Source organism: Litoreibacter roseus, from assembly GCF_009811795.1.
GTDB lineage: Bacteria > Pseudomonadota > Alphaproteobacteria > Rhodobacterales > Rhodobacteraceae > Litoreibacter > Litoreibacter roseus.
Genome location: NZ_BLJE01000001.1, coordinates 971422 through 986206, shown reverse-complemented (window position 1 = coordinate 986206; position 14785 = coordinate 971422). Strand labels below are relative to the sequence as shown.

Below are 14785 nucleotides of genomic sequence, written 5' to 3'. Positions count from 1 at the left end.
TGAGGATGAGTGATGGCTGGCATTGCCAAATCAGTGTGTGTCTTTTGTGGCTCACGTTTCGGATCAGACCCGGATTACAAGCGCGCCGCAGCGGATGTCGGCGCCCTATTGGCCCGGGAGAACTGGCGCCTCGTCTACGGCGCGGGCGATGTCGGCATGATGGGCGAAGTGTCCCAGACCACCGAGGCGGCGGGCGGCGAAACGCTGGGCGTGATCCCCACACATCTGTTCGAGCGCGAGTTGGGACGACGACCCGCATCGGGCTTCGTGATCACCGAAAACATGCATGAGCGTAAGAAAGTCATGTATATGAACTCCGATGCGATTGTCGTGTTGCCCGGCGGCGCGGGGTCACTGGATGAGTTCTTCGAGGTGCTGACATGGGCGCAGCTGGGGCTGCACTCAAAGCCGATCATCCTACTGAATACGAACGGCTATTGGGCACCTCTGAAAGCGTTGGTTGACCACGTGATCGCGCATGAATTTGCCGACCCATCGCTGGGCGAACTTTACGAAATCGCCGATGATGTTGCCGGTCTTGAGGCCAAATTGCGCGAGCATCTGTCCTAAAAAATCCTGTCTCCTATTCAACTTGTGATGACATAGCGGTAAATATCTCTGCTAGCGTCGCAAAGTGAATCAAGATGGAGGTTGGTCCATGACCTATTTTTTCCGCCCCCTGGCGGTCTTAGCAGCGGCGCTCGCAGCCAGTCCTGCGGCCTTTGCCGCTGAAGGAACCCGTGTGCAGGTCCGAGGCGAGATTATTGACACATGGTGCTATTATTCAGGCGTCATGGGCGGCCCTGAGTCTGTTGTCGGCACCGCGCACCACACCTGCGCGCTATGGTGTTCTGCCGGTGGTATACCGGTGGGTTTGCTTGCCGAAGATGGCACGGTCTACATGGTTCTCAAGATCGAGGGGGACGACGGCAATGCGGGCGGCGACACACAACTGAGCCTGGCCAGCCACGAAATCACCGCTGATGGCATCCATTACGAGCGCGATGGCCTGAACTACCTCGTCGTTGAAGAGGTCGTGACCGATCACGGCATCACCAACGTCAATCATGAAGATTTCGGAGCCATCCCCGGCTTTGCGATCCCTGATCCCAGCAAGTGAGGTTGATCCGATGAAACGGTTTATCACCCTGCTCGCCCTTTTGGCGGCCCCGGCTGCAGCACAGGATTTTTCCGAAGGCTCTGAAGCAAAGACCTGGAACCTGTACGCCGAAGTGCCGGCGCTCTTCGAAGCAACAGTTGTGGACGCGACCTGCGAGATCACCGGCGATTGCCCTGCGAACTGTGGCGACGGCAAGCGGCAGCTTGGCCTGCTGCGCAGCGCCGACAATGTGCTGGTCTATCCCAACAAGAATTCCCAACCGGCCTTCACAGGTGCCGCGGTTGAGTTGCTGCCGTTCTGCGGTCAGACCGTCGAAGTAGATGGGCTTCTGATCGAAGACCCCGACCTGTCCGCGACAAACATTTATCTGGTTCAGAAGGTCCGCACCAAAGGCACTGAGGAATGGACGAAGGCAAACCAATGGACAAAAGTCTGGGCCGAGAACCATCCCGACGCGAAGGGCAAAGGCCCGTGGTTCCGGCGCGACCCACGCGTAAACGCCCGGATCGATACGACCGGCTATCTGGGTATCGGCTTGTCCCATGAAGAGGCTTACGAGGCCGTGCAATGAGCCGTTTGGCTGCATGTGCTTTCAGCGTCTTCGCCGCCGCAGGTATTGCAGGCGCAGAGGGATTGCCGTTTGACGTCGGCGGTCCCTTTACGCTGACGGACCACCGGGGACAGGAGCGCTCTGAAGTTGATCCCGACGGAAATGCTCAACTGGTCTTCTTTGGATATGCGAACTGTCAGCAGGTCTGTTCCGCAGCGCTTCCTATGATGGCAGAGGTTGCCGAAACGCTTGAGGCCGACGGTCTTGAGATCAGCCCGATCATGATCACAGTGGATCCCAAACGGGACACGGTGAGCAAGATCGGTGCACCCCTCAAGCAGCACCACCCGGATTTCATAGGGCTCACCGGCTCAGAGGACGCGCTACAAGTGGCGTATGATGCCTACTCGGTCGAGAAGGAGGAGATCTTCTTCGACCCGGAGTTCGGGCCGGTCTTTTCCCACGGTAGTTTCATCTACCTGCTCGACGCGAAGGGCGAGGTATTGACGCTGTTCCCACCAATCCTCGCACCCGAAGCCGCAGCCGAGATCGTCACGAAATACGTGAAATCCATAGGATAACTATGGCATCGAGATTTACCCGGCGCGCGCTTTTGGGGGGCGGCGTGTTTTTGATTGGCGGGGCTGCTTTTGTTGCAGCGGGCGGCCAGAACGCATTCTATTCCCTCATCACAGAAGACATTCAAGGCGACAGGATTGATGCACCCACAGCGTACGAGCTGGCGAAGTCTGGCGATATCCTTTTGATTGATATTCGCAGACCGGATGAATGGGCCAAAACTGGCTCTGGCGTAGGCGCCGCGCGCCTCGACATGCGTCGCACGGATTTTATCGACGCGCTGGATATCTTGACCGAAGGACGCCGAGATAGGCCAGTCGCGTTGATCTGCGCTCGCGGCGTTCGATCAGCACGGCTGAACAACCTTCTTGTCGAAGCGGGGTTCACCAGAATTATAGATGTGCCCGAAGGCATGCTGGGCTCGGCAGCCGGACCGGGTTGGATCGCCCGCGACCTGCCATTGGACCGATCATGATACGGGGCTTGGCAATCCTCGCCGCGTTTTGTTTGAGCAGCGCCGCGCAGGCGGGATGCAATGACGATGGCGAACCGTGTGAGGTCGACAGCGGGACATATCACATCGCACTGCCCGAAAACGACAGTGCGACCCCGCGTCCGGCTTTGGTATTTCTGCATGGCGCTGGCGGCTCCGGGCGCGGCGCACTTCGCATGCGGACAGCTCTTGAACGCGGCTATGCTGTGATCGGGCCGAACGGGTTGGAGCGAGAAGGAAGCCGCTTCGGGACAGGTTGGTATTTCCACCCGGATCGTCCCAAGAACCGCGACGAACTTGCCTTCGTACGCAGCGTGATTGCCGACGCCGCTGCGCGTTTCAACATCGACCCCTCCGAAGTCCTGCTGTCCGGATTTTCCATTGGCGGATCGACCACCAGCTATCTGGCCTGCGCCGATCCCAGCCTTGCCAAGGCCTACGCCCCAGTGGCGGGCGGATTCTGGCGCCCCCATCCCGAAGAGTGCAACGGTCCGGTCAAGCTGCTGCACACCCACGGATGGCGCGATCAGACAGTTCCGCTGGAGGGTCGCCCCTTGCGTGGCGGACAGATCTATCAGGGCGATATCTTCGTTACGCTTCAGATCTGGCGCGGCGAAAATGGCTGCGATGGCATGCGCGCTGATACATTTGACACCGACGGTTCCTTTTGGCGCCGCAGGTGGGACACGTGCCAAAACGGCGCGCTGGAGTTTGCGCTGCATCAGGGCGGGCACGGGATACCGCCCGGTTGGTCAGACATGGCCTTGGACTGGTTCGAAACGCTGGATTGAATTATTCGGCCGGAAGCGTGGCGGGTGTATCAAGCACATCATGAAGCGCGCGGCGTTCCCGCATGGCCCGCCGGATGATGCGGGGTGCGTTGAAGACCTCGGGCGTGCCAAGCTGGCGGGACAGCCAACTGTTGCGGGTCAACTTCAACCCACTCAGCGCCGACAAGGGCACAGCACCTGCCAAGCTGATCGCAATAGGCAAAAGCCAAAGCGTGACAAGCCCGTAAACCATACCCAACACAAGAACGGCACCGATCACCGTCTCAACTGCATGGAACTTTACGAGTGTCCAAACGCCGTATTGACCGCCGCCGCGCTGTTGAGGCGTCCAGCGCTCCTTGAACCCGATGATGCTGCGCAACACGGCGATGGTCTGCTGGATCATCAGGATCGGTGCATAGGCAATCGAGACCACGATCTCGGTCAAAAAAGACAAGAGAAACTGGCCAAGCCCGCCCAGATCCCGCAGCTTCATGCCCGCGCGGCTCAAGGCTATCGCGCCCAGGCCCTTCGGCGCCAGCAACATGCCGTACATAAAGAGCAATATCGCGATGTTGTTGGCATGGGTCATTTCGGGCCACGCCACCTGTGGGTTCGTGCCATAGAAGTAGCGGATGACGTTGGTCTCTTCCCCTTTCCCGATCAGGGCCCAGACGGTCAGCAGGACGAACCACGCGGGTGACAGCAGGTATCCCATCGCACCGTGAAATAAGTGAAAGCGGGTGACCGAGTGAAAGCCCTTGGAATTTAGGATGTTAAGATGCTGAAGATTTCCCTGACACCACCGCCTGTCGCGGCGCACGTAGTCGATCAGCGTTGCGGGCACTTCCTCGTAGCTGCCGCGAATGCGGGGCATGAAACGGACACCCCACCCGGCCCGCCGTAGAAGACCCGCTTCCACGAAGTCATGGCTCAGGATAAGTGCACCCTTGGAGCGCAAGGTGTTCAGCCGTGGCAGTCCCGCGGAAGATGCGAAAGCCTTTGTGCGGATGATCGCGTTGTGGCCCCAGTAGTTGCCCTCTTGATCGGACCACGTTGCCAAACCCTCGGCAAGCGCGGCGCCGTAAATCGTGTTCGAGAACTGCTGGACCCGGCCGAAAAGCGTCGTTGCCCCGAAAAGTTGCGGGCAGGATTGGATGAGCCCGGCAGACGGGTCAGCGGAAAGCGCGTTCGCAAGATCAAGGATCGCCCGACCGCTCATCAGGCTGTCCGCATCGAGAACCAGCATGGCTTCGTAGCCACCGCCCCAGCGTTCCACCCAGTCGGCCAGATTTCCGACCTTCTTGTCGGTATTTATCGGGCGACGGCGATAGTGGATGGCCGTCCTGTCTGGCAGCTTGGACTGGACGGCCGCAAAAGCGCGAAGCTCTTGCGCAGCGATCTCATCGTCTTGCGTGTCCGAGAGCACGAAGAGCGTGAAGTGATGCGGGTGATCGGCGCGGCTCAGCTCTTCCAGCATAGCGCAGGCGTTGCCAAACACCTCTGCCGGCACCTCGTTATAAACCGGCACCAAAAGGGCGATCTCAAGCGGATCAATGGGCCCGACGGCCACAATGGCAGGACGTCGCCAGAACAGACGGACAAGACCGACGGTGACGGTACTGACCGAGAGAGAAATCCAGAAGAACGTAATTGCAATCAGGCCGATAAGAGCGCCCTCAAAGCCGGTCAGACCGTCCATCGCAAACCAATCGGTAAATGCCGCCAAGAGTGCCAGCGTCGTGACGCAAGCCGGTCCGAACGTCGCCAGCCGCCAGCCCGTCGCCGTCCCTTTTGCGAGCGCTGGCGCATCGTCATCATGATAATCTGCGTGCAGATCTTGAATGGGCCGCTCCATCGGGCAGAGCGGCGGCATGAACGGCTCGTCGGAAAAGCCAGCCATATGCGCGGTCATGCGGTCCACCTGTAAAGCCAAACCTCCGTCAGAGATTGCTCGTCCTTGACCAGTTGCGCGCGCAATTCCACCGCTTGGGCATCCCCCGGATCAATACTGAACGCCAGCCTGACGCCCCCCGTCCCAGGATTGCGCTGCAGGACACCTTCGGTCAGCTGACCTCTGCTTGCGCCGATAAACTTCGTGATGCTGTCCAGATCTTCGCCCGCGAAGGCTGGATGGTCTTCGAAATCAATCGTCACAACATTCTTGATCTGATCGAAACCCTTGCCCATTCGCGTGTTCAGCACCCGTGCCACCGGGCGCGGGCGCGGCGGCTCCGTCCCCCAAGCCATGCTGTAAGTCATCCGGTGCGCGCGGCCTGCGGGAAGTGGCTCTCGGGGCCGCCAATAGGCAACTATGTTATCATAGATCTCGCGATCGGCGGGAATTTCGACGAGCCGAACATTGCCGCGCCCCCAATCCTCACCCGGTGTAATCCAGAGCGATGGACGGTTCTCGTAATGCGCCTCCAGATCGGCGAAGTCATTTGGATTGCGATTGCGTTGCATCAGACCAAACCCACGTGGACCATCATCCACGAAGCTCGACACCTGAAGCGTTGCAGGGTTTGCCAGCGGGCGCCACAAAACCTCGCCCGCCCCATTCCAGATCATCAGACCCTCGCTGTCGTGCACGGCAGGCCGAAAGTCGTCGAACCGATTGCGGTTGGTCTCATCGAACAGAAACATCGACGTCAGCGGCGCAAGACCCACATGATCCAGATCACGACGCGGGAACAAAACGGCCTCGAAATCGACGACTGCGGGCAATCCCGGAGTGATCGTGAACGTGTAGGCCCCAGTAACAGAAGGACCGTCCAGAAGCGCGTGGACGATCATGGTTCTCGCGCCGGCTTCCGGCGCCTCCAGCCAGAACCGGGTGAAGTCCGGAAATTCTTCCCCCTCCGCGTCGCCGGTGTTCAGCGCGAGGCCCCGTGCAGAGAGCCCATAGTTCTGTCCTGTTCCGATCCCGCGGAAGTAGCTGGCGCCCTGAAATACAAGAAACTCTTCAAAAATCTCAGGTTCCTGCAGCTCGGCGCGCAAACGCAAACCTGAATAGCCCATCGTTTCGTCAATGGGCAGATCGGGAAATTGATCGGTCTTATCGAAAAGCGAGATGTCGAACGCCAGCGTCTGCGCGACATCGCCGTCAACGATGTTCACTTCCACAGGCCGGGGAAAATAAAGCCCGGGATGAAAGAAATCGACATGAAACGGCCGCGCCGTATCGGTCCAGAGCCCCTTGTGGGAGTTGAACCAGATGTTGCGGTATTCGTCGTAGCTCAGATCGCGCCATTCCTGCGGCACCTCTGGCATAGGCGTGTAGGCCTGTTTTGACAGACGCTCCGCTTCCCCCTCCAGCCAGTCACGCGAAAACGGCTGCGGCGTTCCCTTGAACATCGGCAAGGCATCTGCCCGCCCCGCAAGGGAGGCCGCACCAAGCATCATCAAAAAAGAGCGGCGCGATAAACTCATACGGGGTTTTTCACTTTCCAAGGCTGCGATTTGATCCACGCCACAAAATAGGCCACGGCTATCAACGCCGCGATGCCCACGAAATTCACGAGTGTTGTCTTCAGAATAGAGCGTTCGATCTGATCCAAAACGAACCCTGAGATGCGCGCAAAAACCATGGAGAACACAAATACGGCCAAGGACTGTTGGCCCACCTTCATGATGACACCGACAACACCGTCCCAGGTCCGCGACAGCACGCCCGCACCTGTCGCAATCAACCGACGACCGCCCTCACCCGCAGCCACCCAACACAGATAGGCCAAGGCCAGAAAATGGACATAGCGCAAGATCCCGAAGTCGGATTTATTGATCCAACCGCGGTTGTCCAAGCGCCATTCCAAGGCCCACCTGAAGCCAAATTCACGAATGCCGATGTTCGACAGCGGAATGTTGGCCACAACGATTGCGGCACAAATACCGATCAGCAGTGGGGTTACGGGCGGTTTCGGCAGCCATCCCCGCATGAACGCAAAGCCGGTGAAGAAGATCAGCTGCCAGCCGAACGGGTTGAAGAACCACTCCCGCTCTGACCAAGGCTCTGCCGGGAAATTTATCGCCAGATCATCGGCGCCCAGTGCCGTCAACAAACGGCCTTGAGCGAAGATCCAGACCGTCGCGATCACCGCGAACATCAGCCAGACATTGATCCGGCTCAGCGCCATAACAAACGGCATCATCACCAGAATGACCATATACATCGGTAGAATGTCGAAATAATTGGGCACGTATGTCAGGGTGAAGAGCCCCACCAGCTGCTGGCCTGTGTCGGAGAAGAACCGGGTCAGGTTGAGCGAGCCGATATAGTTTTTGTCAAACAGGCCGGTCGAGTCCCAGAACGCCATCATCATCGCGATGGTGAAGAACATACCGATATGGGCCCAGTAGACCTGCCATACACGGTAGGCCACCCGGCCCGTGCCCAAAAGCCACCCCGCCCGGTCAAATGTCCGCCCAAACGCAATCGCGGAGGCCATCCCGGAACAGAAAACAAAAATTTCCGTCGCATCTGAAAACCCCCACCGTGCGGGGATCCATGAGGTGAAGAAATTGCCCGGTGTGTGCGCGAACAGGATGATGAACATCGCAATGCCACGAAAGAAGTCCAGACGCGGATCGCGGGCCGTGACCGTCGCGGTACCCTGCACCTGAGCGCGTGCGCCCGGATCTGCGTCGAGAGAAGTGGCCGCGAATGTCATTTTAGTCTCGTCTCAAAACCTTGCGCGTTATTCCGCAGGTACTCGCTCAATACAACCGCTGGCGTCGCGTCCAGCGGAAATCAGCGCCATCCGGGCGGCGGCATAACCGTCCTCGTGACCGTCGCGCTTTGATGTACGGGCCCGCAAGAAGCTTTCGGCCTCGTCCAAGAAGCCCGCCCGAATGCCCGCATCGATGGTCAACCGCTCAAAGACATCGCGTTGCGCATGAGACCCGCCTGCCATCTGCATGGTCTGGCGCGCTTTTGCGAGGTTGAGAAACGCGGTGCGATAATCCGCCTCGCCAAATGCTTCAAGCCCGGCGGCCGCACTCAGCCCAGGCGACGCCATAAGGCGATCCATCTCGCACTGATTGCGACGGGTGTCCTCGTGCATGCGTCCCATAAGCTTCGAGATCGCATCCTCTTTGCCGCCGCCGATCAACGCCAGCAAGTAATGGAGATCTGCAAAAATGAGACAGCCGTCTTCTGTGCGCGTCGCGGAAATCTCTGCCAGCTCTTCCCAGCGGTCTCCTACGTCCACGCCGTCCAGCTCAAGGCGGGACAGAAGCGATGTCGCGTTGGAAATATCGCGGTAATCGTCCGTTTTGTCACTGCGGATTTCCGTGTCGTAAAGGGACAGCACGACATCTGTTTGCCCAAGATCCAAGTGCATCAGGGCTTTGTGCCACCAAACGTGATAGCGGAAATTGTTGCAGTGCGCCCAAGCGGCCTCGCGTCCCGTCAGCCAGTCGATACCGCCTACAGCATCTGCAGTCATATCATGGACGTGCGCCACCGCGTGCAGTCCCCAAGCATCGTCAGGACTGATCGCCAGTCCCATGCGGCCGACGGTTTTGGCCCGCGCATATTCGCCTGTTTCTTCCAATGCGAATGCATGACAGCCCATCAGGTAGCCACGTCCCACATGATCAGGCCCGTATGCACCCATGACACGCTCGATCGATGCCCGCATTCCGATGCTGTCGCCCAGCACGAACCGGATCGCATGGCACAGCTTCATGGCCAGCGTGTCGGAGGGACTGTTCGCAAGAACCTGTTCAAAGTGATCAATCGCGCCGGACGGCTTACCGTCCATCCAGATCTTCAGCGCGTTGATGAAATGATGCTCGCGTGGCGTCACGGGCGTGTGCATCGCCGAGGCCTCGGCAAGCCCCAAAGCTTCGCGCGCTGTCGCGATCAATTCCGAGCGACCGAGAAGCAGATAGAACATTCCCTTTACGGCCTGGCCCAGCGCGAAATCAGGTTCGGCCTCCAGTGTCGCGCCCAAATGTTGGGGGGTCGCTGCACCATGGGCGAGAAAGGCAAGCTGACAGTCGTTCCAGCTTTGCAGGGCTTCCGGCGTTTGCAATGTGGTGTCCTGGCCGAAAATGTCTGACTGCATGGCTTTTTCCGATTCTAACTACACTTGTTCAATATGGGATACCCGATAAGACCATCCCGTAAACGCTTGCGCGCGTTACATAACGGACATGTGAGAGCATCGTCCCAAACCGTGAAGCGAATGACGCACAGACGGGGAATTTAGGCGAAATCCTGCGAAGATATTACAAAATATCGCTGTTTAATCGCGCGTTTTGAGAGTTTTCGCCACGTCAAGCGCGGATAGGATATCATCCGTATGTTCCCCGAATGTGGGCGGGGCGTGGCGGTAGACAACCGGTGTTTTTGAAAGCTTCAGCGGATTTCCGATCAAACGCACGCCACCATCCGCGACGCCGTCCTTCTGCACCTCTATGGCCATCTCTCGGGCGAGTGCCTGATCACTGCCGAACGCCTTGTCGAGCGTGTTGACGGGCCCCACGGGAACCTTGCGCGCCTCAAGCCCGGTAATGATCTCATCAATCGTCCGCGAGTGCAGTGCGTCTTGCAGCATCGGGATCAGTGCCTCGCGATTGATCAATCGCGCAGGGTTCGTTGCGTAGTCAGGATTGTCCGCCAAATCGGGCCGCCCGATGAAATCGCAAAAGCGGATAAACTGCGTGTCGTTGCCCACGGCAACCAGAACGTGACCGTCCGCCGCCTCAAACGTTTGATAGGGCACGATGGAGGGATGCTGATTGCCGCGGCGCACCGGGATTTTGCCCGTCGTCAGATGGCTGACCCCTTCATTGATCAGCCATGCCATCTGGCTGTCAACGAGTGCCAAGTCGATATGCTGCCCCTCGCCTGTCTGATCCCGGTGACGCAAGGCGGCAAGAATGCCAACAGTGGCGTACATACCGCACATCACATCAGCAATTCCGACGCCGACTTTCATAGGCTCACCCTCAGGCTCGCCGTTCAACGACATGATTCCACCAAACCCTTGCGCCATCAGATCATAGCCGGGCTTGTCGCGATTGGGGCCGGTCTGTCCAAACCCCGATATTGAACAATAAATAAGACCCGGATGTGCGGCCAAAAGTGTATCGTGGTCCAGACCATATTTTGCCAAGCCGCCCGGCTTGAAGTTTTCGATCACAATATCGGCGGTTGCGGCCAATGCCTTGATGATCTCCTGTCCCGATGGATCGGCAATGTCGACCGCCACGGATTTCTTGTTGCGATTGGCCGACATGAAATAGGCCGACAAGTCCGTATCTTTCCCATCCGGAGTCCTTACGAAAGGCGGTCCCCAACTGCGCGTGTCATCACCGCCGGTTTTGGGGTTTTCGATCTTGATCACCGTTGCGCCAAGATCACCCAAAAGCTGCGTACATGTTGGCCCAGCCAAAATCCTGCTGAGATCCAGAACCACCAAACCGTCGAGTGCGCCCGTCATTCAAATCCGCCCGTCGTAGCCGTTGCGATCAATCACGGCCGCAATCACGGTGAACGTGTCCGCTTGCATTGCTGAGGTCAAGGCCGCGCGCAAACCGTCCCGGTCTTGCACAGTATGCCCATATCCCCCAAAGGCTTTGCCGATCGCTGCAAAGTCATGCTTTCCGAAATCGACGCCGGCGTTCTTCAACTGACGTTGGCGCTGCTTCAACTCGATCAATGCCAAGGATGCGTCAACGAAGACAACGAAGATTGTGTTCAGCCCCATCTCTGCGGCCGTGCTCAACTCGCCTGCCACCATCAGCATCCCCGCGTCCCCGGAAAAGCTGACGACAGTCCGATCCGGTGCGGCGTATTTCGCCCCCATGGCCAGAGGAACGGCGCACCCCATCGTGCAAAGGCCGGACGATTGCAAAAGGGTTTTCGGCTGCGCGCAGGTCCACATCTGGGACAGCAAGATGCGGTGCGCCCCGGAGTCCACGGTTGCGATAGCATCGTCAGGCAGAACAGCCCGGCATTCCGCGACGACAGCAGCTGGTCCCCAATCATCATCCTGAGGAAACGCATCAGCAAGCGCGGCCTTCACTTTGGAAGCGTCCCGCCCAGCGCCCGGTGCAGCCTTGGACAGTGCCGCCAAAGTCGCACCGGTATCTGCAACAAAATTCAGGCTGGCCTGGTGCATATAGTGCGTGTTCGGTACCGCAGTTATGTCGATCACGCGGGTCGTGTCCGGGTCCCATATCTCCCGCCAGCCCGGTCGCATTTCTATGGGATCGTAACCCACACAAATGATGAGGTCGGATGCTTCTAGATATGGCAACAGGTGGCTGTCAGCCAGCGGCGACAGGCCAGCGCCCCCCAACGCAAGCGGATGATTTTCGGGAAGCACACCCTTCGCCTTGTAAGTCGTCACCACAGGGATGGAGAACGTCTCGGCAAACTGCTGCAGCGTCTCTACGCTGCCGTCGGCCAGGATATCGAGACCTGCGACGATGACCGGCGCACGTGCTTCGGAAATCCAGAGCTTTGCGGTCGCTAGATCCTCGCCAACTGGCGCAACGGGGCTAGCCGCAGCTCGGCGTCTGAGCATCGGCGCCGCAGGGGCATCGGCAACCGAAATCGGAACATCAACGTGGACCGGCCCTGCACGCCCCTCGGTTGCAATACCCACAGCCTTGTCCGCGATAATGTCCGCGCCATCCGCGGTAAGCGTAAAGGTGGCTTTGGTAATCGGTTCGAATACCGCGCGATGGTCCAGAACCTGATGGGTGTAGGTCAGCGCCTCGTCCGCATCGACACAGCCCGTCAACACGATGAGCGGCACGCGATCCTGCTCTGCGTTGGCAACGACATTGACGCCGTTCATAGCCCCCGGTCCGACTGTCGCGACCATAATTCCCGGCGCGCCTGTCACGTGATGAACGCCTTCAGCCATAAAGCCTGCAGCATTTTCATGCTTGCACAGAACGAACTCTATTCCCGCCTTTTCGAGTGCATCGACGAGCGTCAGAACTTCGCCACCTGGCATGCCAAACGCATGGCGACACCCAGCCTCATAGAGCCGCTCCGCCACCAGATCGGCAGCCCGCTTTGTCTGGGTCATGATCGTCGCTCCGTGATCTTCTGCTGTTCAGATACCGCGTCGCTATCAGCGCACAGCCGCCTCCGCAATCGTCTGGAAGATATCGTCCAGCTTGCGGGCAGTATTGGACAACCCTACGCCCGCCTCGGCCACGTAGGGCGTGAAGATATAGCTTGGGGTCTTGTAAGACAGCGTCGCGGTACCGTCTATATTTTCGGTGACATAGAACCGGATCGGGGCCTCGATCATCGCAGCGGTCGACATCCCCAGAACTTCGACGGCGAACTGGTTGTTGAATACGCCGATAATCCGATTGCCAGGGATCGTGATGCCGCGCGAGGCTGCGGCCTGCGTTGGGCCCGCCTGTGTAACGACGCCCATCTTATTGGCCTTTACCGCTATCTTAAGGTCATCGATCAAACGCTCGTAGGGTTTATCGGTCGGCAGCACCATCCAGCCTTCACGTGGTTCCATATCCGACGCAGTCGCGATGAATGCAAAGCTGGCAAAACACAGAAAACTCAACCAACGGATAACAACCAGACGCATAACAAGGACCCTCTTCTTTCGCTCATATTGGCATAGCGCAATCAATGCCGAGCGGGACAGTCACGTTTCTGACAGACTTTGTGTCAGTTGGTTGGTGTAAGGGTCAGATGCACGATCTCTGGGATCACACCAAAACGCAGGGGAGCCTTGGAACAGCCCAAACCGCCGGACACGATCAGATGTTTATTTCCCTCCACAACGTGGCCGTAAACGTACCGATTTCCAAAATCTGAGGGCACGACCGGCGTGCGACCGAAGAGCCGCACCTGTCCGCCATGGGTATGACCAGACAAAGTAAGTTGGACGCGGGACGGCAACTTGGCGAACACGTCCGGCTCATGGGCCATCAGGATGGTGAATGCACCGTCCGGGATCTGCGCCAGCGTTTTGGTCAGGTCATCTCGTCCGACGTGGGTCTGCCTGCTGTCCCCTCGATACGCTTCCTGATCGCCGAGACCGGCAAGGACAATTCCGCGGCAGGGCTCAGGTAACACAATAACCTCGTTTTCAAGCATTTGAAGACCGGCCGCTGAGAGACTGTCGGCGACACTCGGAAGCTCCTGCGTTCGATTCTGCGTCGCTGGATCATCCCACCAATCATGATTTCCAAGCACGCCGTAGACACCCAAAGGCGCAGACAGCGATCCAAGAACATCTGTGACATCATCAAGCGGCAACGGACGCTGGAAGCGGTTTGCCTCAGCATTCAGATCACCCAAAAATAACGTCACATCACGAGCGAGGGCATTGGTCGTCTCGACAATCCGCCGGATCCGCGAAAGGGGCATGAATGGCAGACCCGCATGCAGATCGCTCACGATTGCGATGGTTATCTCGCGCCGAAGAGAGGGATGATCGAATGACAGATCATACAGCGTGACGGTTTCCTTGATGTAAGGCGCGATCCAATAGTCCGATATGCGAGACATCGCAGCCCCTTACATAGGAAAAAGCCCTGACCGGGGTCAGGGCTTTTTGCTTACGCGGCCAGATCGTTTTTCACAATGTCCTCAATCTCTGGGACTGGGTGATTGGTGAGGGTTTTTGGTATCTCGCCAATGACCTTATCGGTGACCACCTGATGCATCTTCGCGCGCAATTCTCCCAAGATGTTTGGGGACGCCACCAAGACCAGTTTTTCGAATTTGCCGTCATGGGCATATTTATACAGCATTTCGGCCAGGTCATCGGCAAACCGTTCCTTGGCCAATTCATGCCAGTCCGTATCGTCCAGCGCAGATCTCTGTCCCGGACCGTTATCGGCCATTCTCCCCGGACGGTTGGCGGATTGCTCTCCGTCACTGGGATTATCCTGAGACTTTTCGCGCACGACCTCCAGAAACGGATCTTCTCCGTCGGTTTGATTTTCGAGAAACAGCGCCTTTTCTCCGTCGGCGATGAGAACCCACGCACCATTGGTCAGCCGGGTCATTGATCATCCTCCTTTTTCAGTGCCTTGGTCACGCGTGTCGCGCCAGCAGGCCGTTCGGTTGCGCGTTTTAACTCATCTGTCGAGCCAATTTCGCGGGCAAGTCTACCCCCGTCGCGTCCCTGCCCCGCGATACCGGCGGCCTCCTCCATCACTTTGTCGGTGTCTTTGCTGCCGTCCTGAGATCGCTGTCTGTCTGCCATGGCGTTATCGCTCCTCATTTTTTCGGTTTCGTTAGGAAATCAACGGGAATGAGCGGCTTC

The 14785-nt window shown here is 58.2% G+C and carries 16 protein-coding genes; 6 read left to right on the top strand and 10 right to left on the bottom strand.

Translation table 11 applies throughout. The annotated features are described in order from the left end of the window. Positions 1-12: 12 nt before the first annotated feature. The 6 genes from KIN_RS04935 to KIN_RS04910 all read left to right on the top strand — a co-directional run bounded on the left by KIN_RS04935 (position 13) and on the right by KIN_RS04910 (position 3533). Entirely contained in the window at positions 13-570 is a 558-nt protein-coding gene (locus tag KIN_RS04935; RefSeq protein ID WP_159804813.1) for an LOG family protein, read from the top strand. A gap of 88 nt (positions 571-658) precedes the next feature. Then, positions 659-1120 carry a hypothetical protein gene (locus tag KIN_RS04930; RefSeq protein ID WP_159804812.1) on the top strand — a complete coding sequence of 154 codons (462 nt, stop codon included), beginning with the start codon at positions 659-661 and terminating at the stop codon, positions 1118-1120. Positions 1121-1130: 10 nt separating this feature from the next. Then, on the top strand, positions 1131-1691 hold the full coding sequence (locus KIN_RS04925) for a hypothetical protein (RefSeq protein ID WP_159804811.1): 561 nt from the start codon (positions 1131-1133) through the stop codon (positions 1689-1691). After that, complete coding sequence (locus KIN_RS04920) at positions 1688-2251, top strand: SCO family protein (protein WP_159804810.1); 564 nt, start codon at positions 1688-1690, stop codon at positions 2249-2251. Before KIN_RS04925 ends, KIN_RS04920 begins: the two co-directional genes overlap by 4 nt. A 2-nt stretch (positions 2252-2253) precedes the next feature. Then, positions 2254-2724, top strand: coding sequence for a rhodanese-like domain-containing protein (locus tag KIN_RS04915; RefSeq protein ID WP_159804809.1), 471 nt, complete (start codon positions 2254-2256; stop codon positions 2722-2724). Next, complete coding sequence (locus tag KIN_RS04910; RefSeq protein WP_159804808.1) at positions 2721-3533, top strand: CE1 family esterase; 813 nt, start codon at positions 2721-2723, stop codon at positions 3531-3533. Before KIN_RS04915 ends, KIN_RS04910 begins: the two co-directional genes overlap by 4 nt. Position 3534: 1 nt before the next feature. Here KIN_RS04910 and mdoH read toward each other — a convergent pair whose 3' ends face one another. The 10 genes from mdoH to KIN_RS04860 all read right to left on the bottom strand — a co-directional run bounded on the left by mdoH (position 3535) and on the right by KIN_RS04860 (position 14725). Beyond that, positions 3535-5427 carry a glucans biosynthesis glucosyltransferase MdoH gene (gene mdoH, locus KIN_RS04905; RefSeq protein ID WP_243144816.1) on the bottom strand — a complete coding sequence of 631 codons (1893 nt, stop codon included), beginning with the start codon at positions 5425-5427 and terminating at the stop codon, positions 3535-3537. Then, entirely contained in the window at positions 5424-6944 is a 1521-nt protein-coding gene (locus tag KIN_RS04900) for an OpgD/OpgG family glucan biosynthesis protein (RefSeq protein ID WP_159804807.1), read from the bottom strand. The genes mdoH and KIN_RS04900 overlap by 4 nt, the downstream gene beginning before the upstream one ends. After that, on the bottom strand, positions 6941-8182 hold the full coding sequence (locus KIN_RS04895) for an OpgC family protein (protein WP_159804806.1): 1242 nt from the start codon (positions 8180-8182) through the stop codon (positions 6941-6943). The genes KIN_RS04900 and KIN_RS04895 overlap by 4 nt, the downstream gene beginning before the upstream one ends. A gap of 27 nt (positions 8183-8209) precedes the next feature. Further along, positions 8210-9583 (bottom strand): tetratricopeptide repeat protein, encoded by a 1374-nt coding sequence (locus KIN_RS04890; RefSeq protein WP_159804805.1) that lies wholly within the window; start codon positions 9581-9583, stop codon positions 8210-8212. Between the two features lie 180 nt (positions 9584-9763). Next, complete coding sequence (locus tag KIN_RS04885; protein WP_159804804.1) at positions 9764-10963, bottom strand: CaiB/BaiF CoA transferase family protein; 1200 nt, start codon at positions 10961-10963, stop codon at positions 9764-9766. Next, positions 10964-12565 (bottom strand): thiamine pyrophosphate-binding protein, encoded by a 1602-nt coding sequence (locus tag KIN_RS04880; RefSeq protein ID WP_159804803.1) that lies wholly within the window; start codon positions 12563-12565, stop codon positions 10964-10966. It abuts the gene before it with no gap. 45 nt (positions 12566-12610) lie between these two features. Continuing rightward, positions 12611-13093, bottom strand: a complete 483-nt coding sequence (locus KIN_RS04875) for a DUF302 domain-containing protein (RefSeq protein ID WP_159804802.1) — start codon at positions 13091-13093, stop codon at positions 12611-12613. A gap of 83 nt (positions 13094-13176) precedes the next feature. Then, positions 13177-14022, bottom strand: coding sequence for a metallophosphoesterase (locus KIN_RS04870; RefSeq protein ID WP_159804801.1), 846 nt, complete (start codon positions 14020-14022; stop codon positions 13177-13179). Between the two features lie 50 nt (positions 14023-14072). Further along, a complete protein-coding gene (locus KIN_RS04865) occupies positions 14073-14525 on the bottom strand; it encodes a host attachment family protein (RefSeq protein ID WP_159804800.1) in 453 nt (150 codons plus the stop codon). Then, the gene (locus KIN_RS04860; RefSeq protein WP_159804799.1) at positions 14522-14725 is read right to left on the bottom strand and encodes a hypothetical protein; all 204 of its coding nucleotides are present in this window, start codon (positions 14723-14725) and stop codon (positions 14522-14524) included. The genes KIN_RS04865 and KIN_RS04860 overlap by 4 nt, the downstream gene beginning before the upstream one ends. Between the last annotated feature and the right edge of the window lie 60 nt (positions 14726-14785).